The sequence below is a fragment of the Formosa bonchosmolovskayae genome (genome assembly GCF_051016085.1).
In the GTDB taxonomy this organism is placed as follows: domain Bacteria; phylum Bacteroidota; class Bacteroidia; order Flavobacteriales; family Flavobacteriaceae; genus Formosa.
Window position 1 is genome coordinate 2,334,626 of record NZ_CP174605.1, and the last position, 16,290, is coordinate 2,350,915.

Genomic DNA, 16,290 nt, shown 5'->3' on the forward strand with positions numbered 1-16,290 from the left:
AACAGAATCATGAATTATATTCTCTTTGATGGTCCTTCGCGCAATAGTCTATTGCCTTTTACGTATACAAGACCTGTTGCCGATATAAGAATAGGTATTTTAACCATACGTGAAAAATGGGAAACTTACCTGGGAGGAACTACAACGACCATCACCGAAGATTATCTTGCCGAGAAATATCCGATGGTGGAGATGGATGAGAATGTTATGATTAATGCTTCGTATCTTCCTAATGCACAGTTGGTGGAATTAATAAGAGGATTAGAGCCTAATCAGGCAATTTTTAAAGATGAAGATGTAATTGCATTTTTTACGACAGATACTCAAGAAGATATAGATTTTGAGTCTTACGATGCTATAGAGTATAATGATGACTGTTTAAAAGTAGAACATACGTGGGATATCTTTTCTAAAAACGGAGACGCGATTCAAGCGGATTTCGATTTAATAACAGAAGGACGTACTTCTCAGCCTATACCGGCTACTGTAAATACCATAGCGCCCGAAAATATATTTATTGAAGAAGGTGCAGAACTTAATTTTGTAACACTAAATGCTTCTAAAGGTCCTATATATATAGGTAAAGATGCTGCGATTTTAGAAGGAAGTTTAATTCGAGGCCCTCTTGCGTTATGCGAAAGTGCAGCGATTAAAATGGGAGCTAAAATATACGGTCCTACAACTATTGGCCCTTTTAGTAAAGTAGGAGGCGAGGTAAATAATTCTGTGTTATTTGCAAATTCTAATAAAGGTCACGAAGGGTATTTAGGAAATTCAGTATTAGGAGAATGGTGTAATTTAGGTGCAGATACGAACAATTCTAACTTGAAAAATAATTATGCCGAAGTGAGATTATGGAGTTACGAAACAGAAAGTTTTGCCAAAACAGGACTTCAGTTTTGTGGCTTAATGATGGGCGATCATAGTAAATGTGGTATTAATACAATGTTTAATACGGGAACCGTTGTTGGTGTAAATGCTAATATTTTTGGAGCTGGATATCCTAGAAATTTTGTACCAAGTTTTAGTTGGGGAGGCAGTAACGGATTTACAACTTACACCACTAAAAAAGCTTTTGAAGTGGCCGAAGTGGTCATGAAAAGACGAAATTTAGAATTTTCTGATATTGATAAAGCCATCCTAGAATACGTGTTTGAGGAAACTAAAAAATATAGGAGAGGTTAGTTCCATTTTTGTACGTGCTTCAACTCTAATAAGTTTGTAGGGTTAATACCTAATCCGGAAACATTTTTTCTTGTAAAACGAACAACTTCATCATAAAATAACGGTACAACTGGTGCGTGTTGCATGACTAAAGAATCCATTTTGGTATATAGTGTTTCTCGCTTAATAGTATTCGTTTCTGTAAAAGATTGTTCGTACCACGTATCAAATAATTCACTTTTAAAATGAGAATAATTTGGTCCATTTGGAGCGAAGTTTTTACTGTAAAAAAGGGAAAGATAGTTTTCTGCATCTGGATAATCGGCTACCCAGCTGGCTCTAAATACATCTAATTTTCCGTTAGCTTTAGCATCTTTTAGAGCAGAAGGTGGAACCACATTAATATGTATGATTAATCCTGTTTTTTGTATTTCTCGCTGTATGTATTCGCAAAAGCTTAAGTAATTAGTGGTTGTAGTAATTGTAATTTCAGGATGTTGTATACCCGTTTCTGATTTAAATTTTTCCAAATACGTTTTCGCTTTTTCAGGATTGTATTCAAATCCGATAGCATCATTATAACCTGCTAATCCTTTTGGAATAAAACCTCCGTGTGCAGGAATTCCGATACCGTTTCGCAAATAGGTCATCATTTTCTTACGATTGAATCCGTAATTCACACTTTTTCGAAGCCATTCCGACTGAATTTCAGTCAGCTCAGAATCCATATAAAACGATAAATATTCAGTATTTAAATAGGGGCCACGTATCATATTCACTTCCGAGCTATAGCGCGTTCTTAAATTTCCGTCTGCTGTTAAAATTTCATCCTTATAAGAGGCGTCTAATCCGGAAACAAAGTCTATATTACCTTGTGCAAACTGTAAAAACTCACTTTGTTTGTCTGGTAAAAAAGTAATAGCAACGGCTTCTAAATACGGTAAATGTTTTCCTTTTGCGTCTGTTTCAAAATACGATGTATTCTTTCTAAATACAAGTTTTACATTCTCTTCCCAACGTTTAAAATAAAAAGGTCCTGTACCAATCGGGTGCGATCTAAACGCGCTACCATAATGTTCTACAATTTCTTTAGGAACAACCGAGCAGTATTTCATTGTTAGGAGCCCGAGAAATGCCGGGAAAGGCTGTTTTAATTCAATTTTTAAAACACTATCATTAACCGCATTAAATGCGTTTACTTTATTTAAAACCCAGCGGCCTGGCGATCCTAGTTGCGGATCTAGCAAGCGGTTTAGGCTATACTCAAAGTCTTTAGCTGTTACTGTTCGTGTAGCGTTTTGTCCCAATAGGCTATGTTTATGAAAATAGACATCGTCTCTCAAAGTGAATGTGTAGGTTAATCCGTCTTCAGATATGATCCATGATTTAGCAATTTCAGGTTCCACTTGCATACTATCATTCATCTGGACTAACCCATTGAACAATTGATTTGTCGCCCAAATATCTGCTATGTCCTTAGAAAATGCAGGATCTAGAGAACCAATGTTTTTGTGTTCGTTATATCTAAATACAAGGTTGTCTTTGGTTCCTTTAGTGTCGGAAGCGCAATGTGTTAGTAATAGACTTCCAAAACATATAAGCAAGAATTTGTTAAAATATGTAGAGCATGTTTTTAAAACTGATATCATAAACTGTAAAAGAGAATTGTGATAAAAAGATTAGAATATCAAAAGTAAGCGTATTATAAGATAAAAGAAGCAAGCCTTTACATTTATTTGTTTTTTTTAAGGTTAGAAAACCCTCTCGTAACACGCTATTTATCCCATGCTTTGGTATTACGAGGGAATTAGCCATTACACCGTAGTTTTTTTGTAAATTTGCATTCTTTTAGAAATAATATTATGACTCGACAAAAAGTTGCTTTTTATACTTTAGGCTGTAAATTAAATTTTTCTGAGACCTCTACCATTGCAAGAGATTTTGAAAATGAAGGATTTGACCGTGTAGACTTTTCGGATCCTGCAGATATTTACGTTATTAATACCTGTTCGGTAACCGATAATGCAGACAAGCGTTTTAAAACCATTGTGAAGCAAGCACAAAAGGTAAACCCAAATGCATTTGTTGCTGCTGTAGGGTGTTACGCCCAATTAAAACCACAGGAATTAGCAGATGTAGATGGCGTAGATTTAGTTCTTGGAGCTACTGAAAAATTTAAAATCACAGACTATTTAAACGATTTGTCTAAAAACGATTTTGGAGAAGTCCATTCTTGCGAAATAGAAGATGCCGACTTTTACGTGGGGAGTTATTCTATTGGAGACCGAACACGCGCTTTCTTAAAAGTACAAGATGGCTGTGATTATAAATGTACGTATTGTACCATTCCATTGGCTAGAGGAATCTCTAGAAGCGACGAGTTGGAGAATGTACTTAAAAATGCCAAAGAAATTTCTGAAAAGAATATTAAAGAAATTGTGTTAACCGGAGTTAATATTGGAGATTACGGAAAAGGGGAGTTTGGTAATAAAAAACATGAGCATACGTTTTACGAATTGGTAAAAGGATTAGATACTGTTGAAGGTATTGAACGTCTAAGAATTTCATCAATAGAGCCAAACTTACTTAAAAACGAGACTATAGATTTTGTTTCGAAAAGCAGAACGTTTGTACCTCACTTTCATATTCCATTACAGAGCGGAAGTAACGAGATTCTTAAATTAATGCGTCGTCGTTATATGAAAGAATTGTATGTAGATCGCGTAAATAAAATTAAAACAGTGATGCCAGATGCGTGTATAGGCGTAGATGTTATTGTTGGATTTCCAGGAGAAACAGATGAATTATTTTTAGAAACTTTTCATTTTTTAAATGAATTAAATATTTCTTATCTACATGTGTTTACGTATTCTGAACGTGATAATACAGAAGCGGCAAACATGAAAGGTGTTGTGTCTAAAAAGGTGCGTAGTAAACGTAGTAAGATGCTTCGAGGCTTATCGGTTAAGAAACGTAGAGCATTTTACGAAAGTCAGTTAGGAAGCACACACACCGTGTTATTCGAAGGAGAGAATAAAGCGGGATACATACATGGTTTTACAGAAAATTATGTAAAAGTAAAGGCACCTTGGAATCCGGAATTGGTAAATACATTGGAGGATGTAACGTTAACAAAAATAGACGAAGATGGTATGGTTCGGTTTGAGTTTGTTAAAGCCAGTGCATCAGCATAAAATTAAAAAGAGCCACTTTAAAGTGGCTCTTTTTGTAATATTTAAATTCTTACACCTATAGGTAACATACTTCTGTATTGTCTATGTTTTCTTATAAACTTCACTATAGTAGGACAAGTGGGCATAACGCTTAAGTTTCTCTCTTGGATATTTTCTAGTACTAAGGTTATAAACTTGTCTCTAAAGGCTTCATTGTCGTGTTCTTCGGAGACAATAAATTTGGTTAAAAAAATCTTTCGTTCTTGGAGCGAGTATTCTATGATTGCTAAATCGTTGTCAATTTTGTATTCAAACTGACGTAAAAAATCGTTGTCTGTTACTTCTGCTGTTTCTATCATAATCATATTTTTAACGAACGTAGTAGTGGGAGGAAAATAGAATTCACTATTTTTGGTTTTCATAAAAAACCTGTTGCAAATTTACGGAATTTTATTATAATATTATAGTGTTTATTAGTTTAATGCCTTATGAGTCAAGATATAATACATGTGTATTTTATGCCTGGAATGGCGGCGAATTCTTCAATTTTTGAATATATAGAGTTGGCAGAAGATCGATTTAAAATACATTTGTTAGAATGGATTATGCCAGAATCAAAAGAAAGTTTGTCGGCATATGCAAAACGCCTGTGTAAAAATATTAAAGAGGAAAATCCTGTTTTGGTAGGGGTGTCTTTTGGAGGAATTTTGGTGCAAGAAATGAGTAAGCATATAAAAACACGTAAAATTATTGTGATTTCTAGTGTGTTAACCAAGTACGAATTACCAAAACGTATGAAATTAGCCAAGGCCACTAAAATGTATAAGTTTTTACCCACGCATTTAGTGCAAGATTTCGAGACTTACGCTAAGTATACGTTTGGAGATGCGGCAACAAAGCGTGTTAAACTATATAAAAAATACCTTTCTGTTCGTGATAAGAATTATTTAGATTGGGCTATAGAACAAGTGGTTTGCTGGGAACAAAAGGAGCCACTTCCTAATACAATTCATATTCATGGTAAAAAAGACGCCGTATTTCCAATTCAGTATATAACCGACTGTATTGAGATAGAAGGCGGTACACATATTATGATTTTAAACAAATTTAAATGGTTTAATGAAAACCTTCCGAAATTAATTTTAGGCGATAACGTGGCTTAAAATTTGATGTGAATTATTACTTTTAAACAAAACTAATTATATATGAAGCGTATCCAAAAAGGATTACTATTTGCAGGTGTATTGAGTGTAGTTGCATTATCGATAAATGCAGTTCAAGACCCTGGAACCGATGAAAATTTTGAAAAAAAACAATTAAACGATTATAATATATATGCTTTGACCATGCCAGAGAAACTGGATTTTGCAGGCGAAGCTTTACCCTTAACAGATCCGGATGTATACGAGCGCATGGATCGCGAACTGTTAGTTAATACCTATTGGCAATCAAATGCCTTGTTATTATTTAAACGTGCCCACAAATACTTCCCAGTAATTGAGCCTATTTTAAAGAAACATGGTATACCAGACGATTTTAAATATTTGGCAGTTATAGAAAGTGGTTTAACAAATGCAGTGTCTCCAGCGGGAGCACGTGGTTTTTGGCAAATAATGAAAACTACAGGAAAAGAGTACGGACTGGAAATAAACGATAATGTAGACGAACGTTATAATCTAGAAATGGCTACAGAAGTGGCGTGCGAGTATTTAAAACAATCTAAAGACCGATTAGGGAGTTGGACTTTAGCTGCAGCGGCCTACAATGCGGGAAATAGAGGTGTAAGTTCACGTTTAGAAGATCAGTTAGTAGGTGATTATTACGATTTATTGTTAGGTCAAGAAACTGGTCGCTATGTGTTTAGAATTGTGGCCTTAAAAGAGATTATGAAGAATCCTTTAAAATATGGTTTCAATTTTAGAGATAAGGATTTATATAACTTGGTCCCATCGTATACGGTTGAAGTGGATACGGCGGTAACAGATTTTGCAAGTTTTGCTAAAGGTTTTGGTATAAACTACAAGATTTTAAAGATTCATAATCCATGGTTGCGTGAATCGTTTTTAAACAATAGTTCAAGAAAATTATATAAGATTGAAATTCCGAACAAAGGATTTTATAAAGAGTAGAAAAATATACAATTGGACACAAATAGAAAACGGCGCTGAATTTTATATTCAACGCCGTTTTTTTATGCTTTTAAAGAGGATTTCTATCGTCTTCCGCCTCGAGGCTGTCTGTGTCCTCCAAAATGTTGGTTAGGTGCTTGTGCACGCTTCATGTTTTCCTTCATCATTTTTATCTGATCGGTTAACATACCTTGCTTGTCTAATTTCTGCGCTTCAGATAATAATTTTGTAGCTTCTTGTTTTCTACGTTTAGATAACGCTATTCCTGCTAAACTTAATTTAGCCATAGCTAAATCATGATCCATATTTAAACCTAAATCAACAGCTTTCTTTAAATATTTTTCAGATTCATTCATGTTGGTCTGAGAAATCATAATGCCGTGTAGGTAGTTGTAATAGCCTTGTTGTTTCTTAACTAAAGCCGTTTCTGGATTTTTAATTTTGTTTAACCATTTTGTCGCACCTTCAAAATCTTGTTTTCTAAGCTTCATAAACGCTAACAGAATAAATTCATTTTTAAAATATAGAAAGATGAAAATAGTTGAAAGTAAGATTAGCATGATACCGTTTCCAATGTTTCCTTCGATAAACTGAAAGACAGCGTATGCAATAATTAAACCGGCGATAACTAATTTTAAGTTCTTGTTGTACATAAGTATTTATTTAATTTTATAAGTTGTTGTAGATGTTATTTTTGTTGGATTGTTCTGCGATTCCTTTATATCGGATGCATTGCTCGCTTCAGCATTTACGGTCATTTCATTTATAAAACCGGTATTTTTATTTGCTATAACTACAATGTTTTGTTTTCCTTTTAACAGTAGGTTAGAAAATTCGTCTTCAATACTCATGCTTAAGGTCGAGTTGGCATTTAAAATAACGGTATCGGTTATTTTTTCTAGGGTCCAAGTGTTTTTAGATTGGATGTCTCCTGTATATTCATTAGTCCAAGTATCTCCAATGCTTACCTTTTGTTTCGGATAAATATGTGTGAGTTGCTCAAAACTATGCGATAAAGATTCGTTACCAAATTCAGATTTCATCGACTCAATCATAAGTTGTTTGGTAAATTCGTCTTGCACTCCAGATAAATTAATCATATTACTAATCATTTTTTCTGCGCCTTGTACCTGTATTATTTTACCAGAATTAGACATCTCTATTTGTAGTTCCGAATTTGTAAGTCCACCAAATATTTTTCCTTCTGTATCGTCCTCTTTAACAGGTTTAGCAGTGTCTACATCTACCATCACGCCATATTTATTAGAGGTTGTTTTTAGCTTAAACTGATTAAAATGAAATGCTAATGTATAGGTGCTGTCTGTTTTATCTGAGACTTTAAAGGTATAGTTCTCTTCGAGATCATTTAATATTTTATGTGCGTTACCTTGCTCTTGTCTTACTATATTTTGAGTGGCTTTCTGAATTATAGTTATGCTGTCTCCAATTTTTAAGCGATATTGCAGTAAAGATTGGGCAGATGTGCTAAAGGTGCCTATTAAGGTTACTACTAATATCTTGAGAAAAAATCGAATCATTTGTACGCTAAATTTGACTCTACAAAGAAACTAAAAATTTTACTAAAAAATATTTTTAAAATAAGGTTTGTGTAATAAAAAAGTCTTTGTATATTTGCCCGCAGTTTTGAAGAAACCATCAAGACTTCGTTTAGATAGAATATTGAAGATTTTAAAGATACAAGACAATGAGTAAAAGAACGTTTCAACCATCAAAAAGAAAGAGAAGAAACAAGCACGGTTTTAGAGAAAGAATGGCTTCTGCCAATGGTAGAAAGGTATTAGCACGTAGACGTGCTAAAGGAAGAAAGAAACTGTCTGTATCTTCTGAATCAAGACATAAAAAATAATGATATCAATGTGTTGATATAATAGAAAGGTGTTACTTAATGGTAACGCCTTTTTTTATATCTCGTTTTTATAACTACTTTTGAAATATCTTAATATAATACAATGCCAAAAAATCCAAAGTTAAAATCTATTCTTATCATAGGGTCTGGACCAATTGTAATTGGGCAAGCCTGTGAATTCGATTATTCAGGAACTCAAGCCTTAAGATCGCTTCGCGAGGACGGAATAGAAACCGTACTAATAAATTCGAATCCAGCAACTATCATGACCGACCCATCTATGGCCGATCACGTATATTTGTTGCCGTTAACTACAAAATCGATTGTAAAAATCCTTGAAGAACATCCTCAAATTGATGCCGTTTTACCTACTATGGGTGGGCAAACAGCACTTAATTTATGTATAGAGGCTGATGAAAAAGGAATTTGGAAAGATTTTGGAGTTGATATTATAGGTGTTAATATTGATGCCATCAATATTACAGAAGATAGAGAGCAGTTTAGAGAGTTAATGCTTAAAATTGGGGTGTCAATGGCACCACAAGCAACAGCTACATCTTACCTAAAAGGTAAAGAAATTGCACAAGAATTTGGTTTTCCTTTAATTATTAGAGCATCTTACACCTTAGGTGGTGCTGGGGCTTCCTTTGTATATAAAGAAGAAGATTTCGACGAATTATTAACCCGCGGATTAGAGATTTCTCCAATTCATGAGGTTATGATCGATAAAGCTTTAATCGGTTGGAAAGAATACGAATTGGAATTGCTTAGAGATGCAAATGATAATGTGGTTATTATTTGTTCTATCGAAAATATGGATCCTATCGGAATTCATACAGGAGATTCTATTACCGTAGCGCCAGCGATGACGCTTAGTGATAAAACATTCCAAAAAATGCGTGATATGGCTATCCATATGATGCGTAATATTGGAGATTTCGCAGGAGGTTGTAACGTACAGTTTGCCGTTTCTCCAGATGAAAACGAAGATATTATCGCTATCGAGATTAACCCTCGTGTATCGCGTTCTTCTGCCTTAGCATCAAAAGCAACGGGTTATCCTATTGCGAAAATTGCGGCTAAATTGGCTATTGGATATCATTTAGATGAATTAAACAATCAGATTACTAAATCGACTTCGGCTTTATTCGAACCGACTTTAGATTATGTAATCGTGAAAATACCGCGTTGGAATTTTGATAAATTCGAAGGTTCAGACAGAACTTTAGGACTTCAAATGAAATCTGTTGGAGAAGTGATGGGTATTGGACGTTCGTTCCAAGAAGCGCTTCACAAAGCAACGCAATCTCTAGAGATTAAACGTAACGGTTTAGGTGCCGATGGTAAAGAGAATAAAAACTACGAACAAATTATCGAGAAGTTAACACATGCTTCTTGGGATCGTGTATTTATTATCTACGATGCAATCGAGATGGGCATTCCATTAAGTAGAATTCATGAAATCACAAAAATAGACATGTGGTTCTTAAAGCAATATGAAGAATTACATATGCTTAAAAATGAAATCTCTACATTTAAAATCGATACCATTCAAAAAGATTTGCTTTTAGAAGCAAAACAGAAAGGATATGGAGATAGACAAATAGCACACATGTTGGGCTGTTTAGAAAGTCAAGTGTATAGTAAACGTGAAGAACTTGGTGTAAATCGTGTATACAAGTTAGTAGATACATGTGCTGCAGAATTTCAAGCGAAAACGCCATATTACTACTCTACTTTTGAAAGTGATGTGGAAACTGCCGATGGTAATCGTTATGCAGATAACGAAAGTGTTGTTACAGATAGAAAAAAAGTTATTGTTTTAGGTTCAGGACCAAACCGTATCGGACAAGGAATCGAGTTCGATTACTGTTGTGTTCACGGTGTTCTTGCCGCTGCAGAATGTGGTTACGAAACCATCATGATTAACTGTAACCCAGAAACCGTATCTACAGATTTCGATACAGCCGATAAATTATACTTCGAGCCTGTATTTTGGGAACATATTTACGACATTATTAAGCATGAAAAACCAGAAGGTGTTATTGTTCAGTTAGGTGGTCAAACGGCCTTAAAACTTGCTGAAAAATTAACCAAGTACGGTGTTAAGATATTAGGAACAAGTTTTGAAGCTTTAGATTTAGCCGAAGATCGCGGATTGTTCTCTAATATGTTAAAAGAAAATAATATTCCTTACCCTGAGTTTGATATTGCAACGACAGCAGATGAAGCTTCTGCGATTGCAGACAAACTAGATTTTCCAATCTTAGTGCGTCCATCTTACGTTCTAGGAGGTCAAGGGATGAAAATTGTAATTAATAAAGAAGAACTTGAAAAACACGTTGTAGACTTATTAAGCACAATGCCAGGAAATCAGTTACTTCTAGACCACTATTTAGATGGTGCAATAGAAGCTGAAGCCGATGCAATTTGCGATGGTGAAAATGTTTACATTATCGGAATTATGGAGCATATCGAACCTTGTGGAATCCACTCGGGAGATAGTAATGCATTGCTACCACCTTTTACATTAGGAGATTTAGTTATGGAACAAATTAAAGACCATACTAAGAAAATTGCTTTAGCCTTGAATACTGTTGGTTTAATAAATATTCAGTTCGCCGTAAAAGACGACTTAGTATATATTATCGAAGCGAATCCAAGAGCATCTCGTACGGTACCTTTTATAGCGAAAGCTTACGGAGAGCCTTACGTAAACTATGCAACTAAAGTGATGTTAGGAGCGAAGAAGGTAACCGATTTTGACTTTAAGCCGGAATTAAAAGGATACGCGATTAAGCAACCTGTATTCTCTTTCAATAAATTCCATAAAGTAAATAAGAAACTAGGACCTGAGATGAAAAGTACTGGAGAAAGCATCTTATTTATAGATAACTTAAGAGACGACGAGTTTTACAATATTTACTCACGAAGAAGAATGTATTTAAATAAATAATAAATACGTTTAGATATAAAAAAATCCTTCCAAATTATTGGAAGGATTTTTTTATGCTTTAAATTCTGTAAGATCTAAAAATCTTATAAAGCGCCACCGCTTTTAAGAACAATATAGGCAAGTGGTATCGTGATGGCCAACATGATTAAAACCGGCTTAGCCCAGTCTAACCTTTTGTATTCCGTATTTTTTCCTATGTATTGGTTCCAGAAATATTCAGTTAGAATATAACCTCCAAGAACATTCGCAAGCAGTGCGACGTTGGGATCTAAATTAAATGAGGTGATTAATATAAAAGGAACAAAAAGGTAGCATACGCTAAATAACAAGACTAGCTTTCGTGCTTTAGAATGCCCTGTTTTTTTTAGGTTTAACATTAATAATACACTTCCAAAAAGCGTAGAAAATAAGATTGAAATAACCAAAATTAATGTTTTAGAGTATAACTTTGGCAATGGTTTAGTCTCAGATTTTACGTTTTCAATATCTATAAAAGTTGCAGTAGGACTACGCGTATTTTCTATAACAATCTTTTCTTGGGCAACTTTTTCGGCCATTAAAGCACGGTGAGTTGTATTAATGGCTTCAGAATTAACATCTCTACTTTTTAAAATATCTAAAGCGGTTAATCGTGCTTCGTTAGTATATACATCTTCATTAAAACTAATAGCTTCAAGCTCGTCATTAGTCATTTTATTAAATCGGTATACAAAAATATTATCGGTCATTTTATTATTTAAAGTATTGTAATTTTAGACTGCAAAATACTTGCCAAGATACCAAAACACTAGGTATTATACCTGTAGCAATGGCTTACCCTTTGCATTGTTGAAGCCTAAATATATTTATAGCAAAATTGTATTGTAAATATACCACTATTTTTTTCGGAATGTAAATCCCTCAATCTGTTAAGTCCAGAATTGTGTAATAAAAAAATGTCTGACAAATGGTTTAAATTCATCAGACATTAAATTTTGGCGTTACCATAAAGGTCGCGCTTTACGTTATATCTTTTTTAGCCGCTTATAAAAGCTAAAAAAGGATGCCACTGCAATCGCTAACGCGGTTATTGTTTGGCTGTAAGTTCTGCAATTTTACAAATCACTTCTGTAGCTTTAATCATACTTTCTACAGGGACATATTCGTAACGGCCATGGAAATTATGTCCACCAGCAAAAATGTTAGGGCAAGGTAAACCCATATAACTTAACTGAGAACCATCGGTACCACCGCGAATCGCTTTTATATTAGGTGTTATGCCTACTTGTTTCATGGCTTCCTCGGCAAGATTTACAATATGCATTACAGGTTCAACCTTTTCTTTCATATTATAATATTGATCTTTTATTTCGACAGAAACCACGTGACGACCATATTGCGTATTTAACTCGTGGGTTAGTTTTTGCATCATGTCTTTACGCGCTTCAAAATGTTCCTTATCGTGATCACGAATAATATATTTTAAAACGGTGCTGTCTACTTCTCCATTAATATCGGTTAAATGGAAAAAGCCTTCATAGCCTTCTGTATGTTCCGGCGTTTCTAAACGTGGTAAAGAGTTTATAAATTCGGTAGCGATGTACATCGAATTAACCATTTTCCCTTTGGCGTATCCAGGGTGAACAATTTTTCCTTCTACGGTAACTACCGCGCCTGCAGCGTTAAAATTTTCGTACTCTAGTTCTCCAATCTCACTACCATCCATAGTGTATGCCCATGCTGCTCCAAATTTATCGACATCAAATTTATGAGCGCCTCGACCAATCTCCTCATCTGGTGTAAAACCTACTCGAATTTTTCCGTGTTTAATTTCCGGATGCTGTATTAAATATTCCATTGCTGTTACAATTTCTGTAATTCCAGCTTTGTCATCGGCGCCTAAAAGAGTGGTTCCGTCGGTAGTGATTAGGGTTTGTCCTTTATATAAAAGCAAATCTTCGAAATAATCTGGAGATAAAATAATATTTTGTTCGGCATTCAGTACAATATCTTTTCCGTCGTAATTTTCTACAAATTGAGGTTTTACATTAGCTCCAGAAAAATCTGGAGAGGTATCGAAATGAGAAATAAATCCTATAGTTGGCACATCGTGATCTACATTACTCGGTAGCGTAGCCATAATGTATGCGTTCTCGTCTATAGAAACATCCTCTAACCCGATGGTTTTTAATTCTTCGGCAAGTGCATTAGCAAGATCCCATTGTTTTTCTGTACTTGGGGTTGTATTACTTTCTGGATCCGACTCTGTATCTACGGTAATGTAGCTTACAAAACGGTCTATTAGGTGTTGTTTATTTATCATGAGGACTTCGATTTTAAACAAAAATACTATTATTAATTATTTATGCTTTTTGAATTGTAGGATTTTTTAATTAAAAGTATTTTTGCATAAATAAGTCATCCATGTATAAATTATTAATTCGCCCTCTATTCTTTTCTTCAGACCCCGAAAAAGTTCATTACTTTACATTTTCTATGGTGCGATTTCTTTCTAAAATCCCATTAGTACCAAGTTTATTTAGAGCATTATTTGTTGTTGAAGACCAAAAGTTGGAGCGTGAAGTATTTGGATTGAAATTTAAAAATCCAGTAGGTTTAGCTGCTGGTTTCGATAAGAATGCCGTGTTGTATAACGAATTGGCAAACTTCGGATTTGGTTTTATAGAAATAGGAACAGTTACTCCAATTCCTCAAGAAGGAAATCCTAAAAAACGTATTTTTAGACTGATTGAAGATCAAGGATTAATCAATCGTATGGGCTTTAATAATGAAGGTGTCGAAACAGCCATTACGCAACTAAAAAAGAATAAAGGTAAAATTCTTATCGGTGGAAATATTGGTAAAAATACACAAACCACTCCAGAAAATTATACAGCAGATTATATAACATGTTTTAATATGTTACACCCGTATGTCGATTATTTTGTGCTTAACGTAAGTTGTCCAAATGTAGGGAGCCATGCCAAATTAAACGATAAAGATTATCTTTTAGAATTAATTAACACTGTTAAGACAGCGAATAAAACCTTTGGTAAAGAAAAACCAATACTTCTTAAAATTGCTCCAGATTTAAATGATGTGCAATTGGATGAAATTATCGATTTGGTAAAAGAAACCCAACTGGATGGTGTTATAGCCTCGAACACTTCTGTAGATCGCTGTCATTTAAAAGCATCGGCAACAGCGCTTGAAGCGATCGGAAATGGAGGGTTAAGCGGACAGCCTGTTAAAGAGAAGAGTACTAAAGTTATTAAATACTTAAGTGAAAAAAGTAATAAATCGTTTCCAATTATCGGGGTGGGAGGAATTCACTCTGCCCAAGATGCTCTAGAAAAACTGGATGCTGGTGCGACTTTAGTACAGATTTATACAGGATTTATTTACGAAGGGCCATCGCTTGTTAAAACCATTAATAAGGCTATCTTAAAACGTAACTAAGCTCGTGGATGTAGACGTATTAGTGTCGTTTGCTTTTGCTACGGCTATTTTGGCCCTTGCTCCAGGTCCGGATAATATTTATGTATTAATGCAAAGTATAACCAATGGGAAATCGTTTGGTTTGGCTACTGTTTTCGGATTAATCTCTGGTTGTTTAGTGCATACCACATTGGTTGCTTTTGGCGTATCGGCTATTATAAAGGCATCGGATTCTATTTTCTGGTTTATAAAAATACTAGGAGCATCCTATTTACTTTATCTCGCGTATAAAGTGTATAAAAGCGATGCCGAAGTTTTATTAAGTTCGGATAATGTTCCAGACAAAACCTGGACTCAGTTATTTAAACAGGGTTTTATTATGAATGTGTTAAACCCGAAAGTCTCTATATTTTTTCTTGCTTTTTTCCCTGGTTTTTTATTTAGTAATACCTTAAGCACTGTAAAACAGTTTTATATTTTAGGCTTTATTTTTATGGGGATTTCATTTGTGATTTTTTCAGTTTTGGCAATTTTAGCGGGCGCAATATCCGAATATATAAAACAGCACAAAGAGGTTGGGCCATTCTTAAAGTGGATGCAAGTGGTTGTATTTACGGGGATTGCAATATTCATATTAATTTCAGAAAAATAATAGTATTTTTATAATCTAAACGCTAATAATTAATGGCAAACGGTGTAAAAGTAATAGAGTGTCCGCGAGATGCGATGCAAGGTATAAAAGCCTTTATTCCAACCGAGCGTAAGGTGCAATACATTCAATCGCTTTTGCGAGTGGGGTACGATACTATAGATTTTGGAAGTTTTGTGTCGCCTAAAGCCATACCGCAAATGTGTGATACAGCCGAAGTGCTTTCGCAATTAGATCTGTCTAAAACCAAAAGTAAAATGCTGGCTATTGTCGCTAATACACGTGGCGCACAAGACGCTTCTAGCCATAAAAACATTGATTACTTAGGCTACCCTTTTTCTATATCAGAAAACTTTCAAATGCGTAATACGCATAAAACCATAGCCGAATCGGTTGATACTTTACAAGAGATTTTAAATATTGCCGATCAAAGGAACAAAGAGGTTGTGGTATATATTTCTATGGGATTTGGAAACCCTTACGGGGATCCTTGGAATGTAGATGTAGTTGCCAATTGGACCGAGCGTTTAAGCAATATGGGTGTAAAAATACTATCATTAAGTGATACCGTAGGATCTTCTACACCAGAAACTATAGATTATTTATTCTCTAATTTAATTCCGCAATATACCGATATCGAATTTGGTGCGCATTTACATACGCCTCCTAATTTATGGTTCGAAAAGGTAGATGCCGCTTACCAAGCCGGTTGCAAACGTTTTGATGGCGCCATACAAGGTTTTGGTGGTTGCCCGATGGCAAAAGACGAGCTTACAGGAAATATGCCTACCGAGAAATTACTGTCTTACTTTACTGTAAAGAAAGAAAATCAGTTAAACGCATTAAGTTTTGAAAGTGCGTATAACGAAGCAACTAAAATTTTTAAAACCTATCACTAAATATTTCTTTAAGGTTTATTTAACATTTGTAGGTTA

Annotated in this window: 15 protein-coding genes; 9 read left to right on the forward strand and 6 right to left on the reverse strand. The window is 34.6% G+C overall.

Features of this window, described 5'->3' with window-relative positions:
* Positions 1 to 9 precede the first annotated feature (9 nt).
* On the forward strand, positions 10 to 1,185 hold the full coding sequence (locus ACKC83_RS09970) for a GlmU family protein (RefSeq protein ID WP_434035384.1): 1,176 nt from the start codon (positions 10 to 12) through the stop codon (positions 1,183 to 1,185).
* On the opposite strand, the gene ACKC83_RS09975 is transcribed toward ACKC83_RS09970, so the two are convergent.
* Positions 1,182 to 2,813 carry an ABC transporter substrate-binding protein gene (locus ACKC83_RS09975; protein WP_434035385.1) on the reverse strand — a complete coding sequence of 544 codons (1,632 nt, stop codon included), beginning with the start codon at positions 2,811 to 2,813 and terminating at the stop codon, positions 1,182 to 1,184. The two genes, ACKC83_RS09970 and ACKC83_RS09975, sit on opposite strands and share 4 nt — an antisense overlap.
* A gap of 213 nt (positions 2,814 to 3,026) precedes the next feature.
* On the opposite strand from ACKC83_RS09975, the gene mtaB reads away from it, so the two are divergent.
* Positions 3,027 to 4,358 (forward strand): tRNA (N(6)-L-threonylcarbamoyladenosine(37)-C(2))-methylthiotransferase MtaB, encoded by a 1,332-nt coding sequence (mtaB, locus tag ACKC83_RS09980; protein WP_434035386.1) that lies wholly within the window; start codon positions 3,027 to 3,029, stop codon positions 4,356 to 4,358.
* Between the two features lie 41 nt (positions 4,359 to 4,399).
* Here the strand turns inward: mtaB and ACKC83_RS09985 are convergent, their stop codons facing one another.
* Complete coding sequence (locus ACKC83_RS09985; RefSeq protein ID WP_414037204.1) at positions 4,400 to 4,696, reverse strand: GNAT family N-acetyltransferase; 297 nt, start codon at positions 4,694 to 4,696, stop codon at positions 4,400 to 4,402.
* A gap of 129 nt (positions 4,697 to 4,825) precedes the next feature.
* Here ACKC83_RS09985 and ACKC83_RS09990 point away from each other — a divergent pair, with 129 nt between their 5' ends.
* A complete protein-coding gene (locus ACKC83_RS09990) occupies positions 4,826 to 5,500 on the forward strand; it encodes an alpha/beta hydrolase (protein ID WP_414037203.1) in 675 nt (224 codons plus the stop codon).
* Between the two features lie 42 nt (positions 5,501 to 5,542).
* Positions 5,543 to 6,466 carry a lytic transglycosylase domain-containing protein gene (locus ACKC83_RS09995; RefSeq protein ID WP_434035387.1) on the forward strand — a complete coding sequence of 308 codons (924 nt, stop codon included), beginning with the start codon at positions 5,543 to 5,545 and terminating at the stop codon, positions 6,464 to 6,466.
* Between the two features lie 83 nt (positions 6,467 to 6,549).
* On the opposite strand, the gene ACKC83_RS10000 is transcribed toward ACKC83_RS09995, so the two are convergent.
* Together ACKC83_RS10000 and ACKC83_RS10005 are read right to left on the reverse strand one after the other, a co-directional pair.
* On the reverse strand, positions 6,550 to 7,119 hold the full coding sequence (locus ACKC83_RS10000; protein ID WP_434035388.1) for a DUF2892 domain-containing protein: 570 nt from the start codon (positions 7,117 to 7,119) through the stop codon (positions 6,550 to 6,552).
* A 6-nt stretch (positions 7,120 to 7,125) separates the two neighbouring features.
* Positions 7,126 to 8,004, reverse strand: coding sequence for a DUF6263 family protein (locus tag ACKC83_RS10005; protein ID WP_434035389.1), 879 nt, complete (start codon positions 8,002 to 8,004; stop codon positions 7,126 to 7,128).
* A 167-nt stretch (positions 8,005 to 8,171) separates the two neighbouring features.
* On the opposite strand from ACKC83_RS10005, the gene rpmH reads away from it, so the two are divergent.
* Together rpmH and carB are read left to right on the forward strand one after the other, a co-directional pair.
* The gene (rpmH, locus tag ACKC83_RS10010; protein WP_038527912.1) at positions 8,172 to 8,333 is read left to right on the forward strand and encodes a 50S ribosomal protein L34; all 162 of its coding nucleotides are present in this window, start codon (positions 8,172 to 8,174) and stop codon (positions 8,331 to 8,333) included.
* Positions 8,334 to 8,436: 103 nt separating this feature from the next.
* Entirely contained in the window at positions 8,437 to 11,289 is a 2,853-nt protein-coding gene (carB, locus tag ACKC83_RS10015; protein WP_434035390.1) for a carbamoyl-phosphate synthase large subunit, read from the forward strand.
* 83 nt (positions 11,290 to 11,372) lie between these two features.
* Here carB and ACKC83_RS10020 read toward each other — a convergent pair whose 3' ends face one another.
* Both ACKC83_RS10020 and pepT read right to left on the reverse strand, forming a co-directional pair.
* Positions 11,373 to 12,017: a hypothetical protein gene (locus ACKC83_RS10020; protein ID WP_434035391.1), complete on the reverse strand. Its 645-nt coding sequence runs from the start codon at positions 12,015 to 12,017 to the stop codon at positions 11,373 to 11,375.
* A 338-nt stretch (positions 12,018 to 12,355) separates the two neighbouring features.
* Positions 12,356 to 13,591: a peptidase T gene (gene pepT, locus ACKC83_RS10025; RefSeq protein WP_434035392.1), complete on the reverse strand. Its 1,236-nt coding sequence runs from the start codon at positions 13,589 to 13,591 to the stop codon at positions 12,356 to 12,358.
* Positions 13,592 to 13,692: 101 nt separating this feature from the next.
* On the opposite strand from pepT, the gene ACKC83_RS10030 reads away from it, so the two are divergent.
* The 3 genes from ACKC83_RS10030 to ACKC83_RS10040 are packed head-to-tail and all read left to right on the forward strand — an operon-like array spanning position 13,693 to position 16,254.
* Positions 13,693 to 14,727: a quinone-dependent dihydroorotate dehydrogenase gene (locus ACKC83_RS10030; RefSeq protein ID WP_434035393.1), complete on the forward strand. Its 1,035-nt coding sequence runs from the start codon at positions 13,693 to 13,695 to the stop codon at positions 14,725 to 14,727.
* Positions 14,728 to 14,731: 4 nt separating this feature from the next.
* Positions 14,732 to 15,358 (forward strand): LysE family translocator, encoded by a 627-nt coding sequence (locus tag ACKC83_RS10035; RefSeq protein ID WP_434035394.1) that lies wholly within the window; start codon positions 14,732 to 14,734, stop codon positions 15,356 to 15,358.
* 32 nt (positions 15,359 to 15,390) lie between these two features.
* Complete coding sequence (locus ACKC83_RS10040) at positions 15,391 to 16,254, forward strand: hydroxymethylglutaryl-CoA lyase (RefSeq protein WP_434035395.1); 864 nt, start codon at positions 15,391 to 15,393, stop codon at positions 16,252 to 16,254.
* Positions 16,255 to 16,290: the final 36 nt, after the last annotated feature.

Coding starts and splice junctions, on each gene's coding strand:
- ACKC83_RS09970 (WP_434035384.1), top strand. CDS start 10: ATGAATTATATTCTCTTTGATGGTCCTTCGCGCAATAGTCTATTGCCT.
- ACKC83_RS09975 (WP_434035385.1), bottom strand. CDS start 2,813: ATGATATCAGTTTTAAAAACATGCTCTACATATTTTAACAAATTCTTG.
- mtaB (WP_434035386.1), top strand. CDS start 3,027: ATGACTCGACAAAAAGTTGCTTTTTATACTTTAGGCTGTAAATTAAAT.
- ACKC83_RS09985 (WP_414037204.1), bottom strand. CDS start 4,696: ATGATAGAAACAGCAGAAGTAACAGACAACGATTTTTTACGTCAGTTT.
- ACKC83_RS09990 (WP_414037203.1), top strand. CDS start 4,826: ATGAGTCAAGATATAATACATGTGTATTTTATGCCTGGAATGGCGGCG.
- ACKC83_RS09995 (WP_434035387.1), top strand. CDS start 5,543: ATGAAGCGTATCCAAAAAGGATTACTATTTGCAGGTGTATTGAGTGTA.
- ACKC83_RS10000 (WP_434035388.1), bottom strand. CDS start 7,119: ATGTACAACAAGAACTTAAAATTAGTTATCGCCGGTTTAATTATTGCA.
- ACKC83_RS10005 (WP_434035389.1), bottom strand. CDS start 8,004: ATGATTCGATTTTTTCTCAAGATATTAGTAGTAACCTTAATAGGCACC.
- rpmH (WP_038527912.1), top strand. CDS start 8,172: ATGAGTAAAAGAACGTTTCAACCATCAAAAAGAAAGAGAAGAAACAAG.
- carB (WP_434035390.1), top strand. CDS start 8,437: ATGCCAAAAAATCCAAAGTTAAAATCTATTCTTATCATAGGGTCTGGA.
- ACKC83_RS10020 (WP_434035391.1), bottom strand. CDS start 12,017: ATGACCGATAATATTTTTGTATACCGATTTAATAAAATGACTAATGAC.
- pepT (WP_434035392.1), bottom strand. CDS start 13,591: ATGATAAATAAACAACACCTAATAGACCGTTTTGTAAGCTACATTACC.
- ACKC83_RS10030 (WP_434035393.1), top strand. CDS start 13,693: ATGTATAAATTATTAATTCGCCCTCTATTCTTTTCTTCAGACCCCGAA.
- ACKC83_RS10040 (WP_434035395.1), top strand. CDS start 15,391: ATGGCAAACGGTGTAAAAGTAATAGAGTGTCCGCGAGATGCGATGCAA.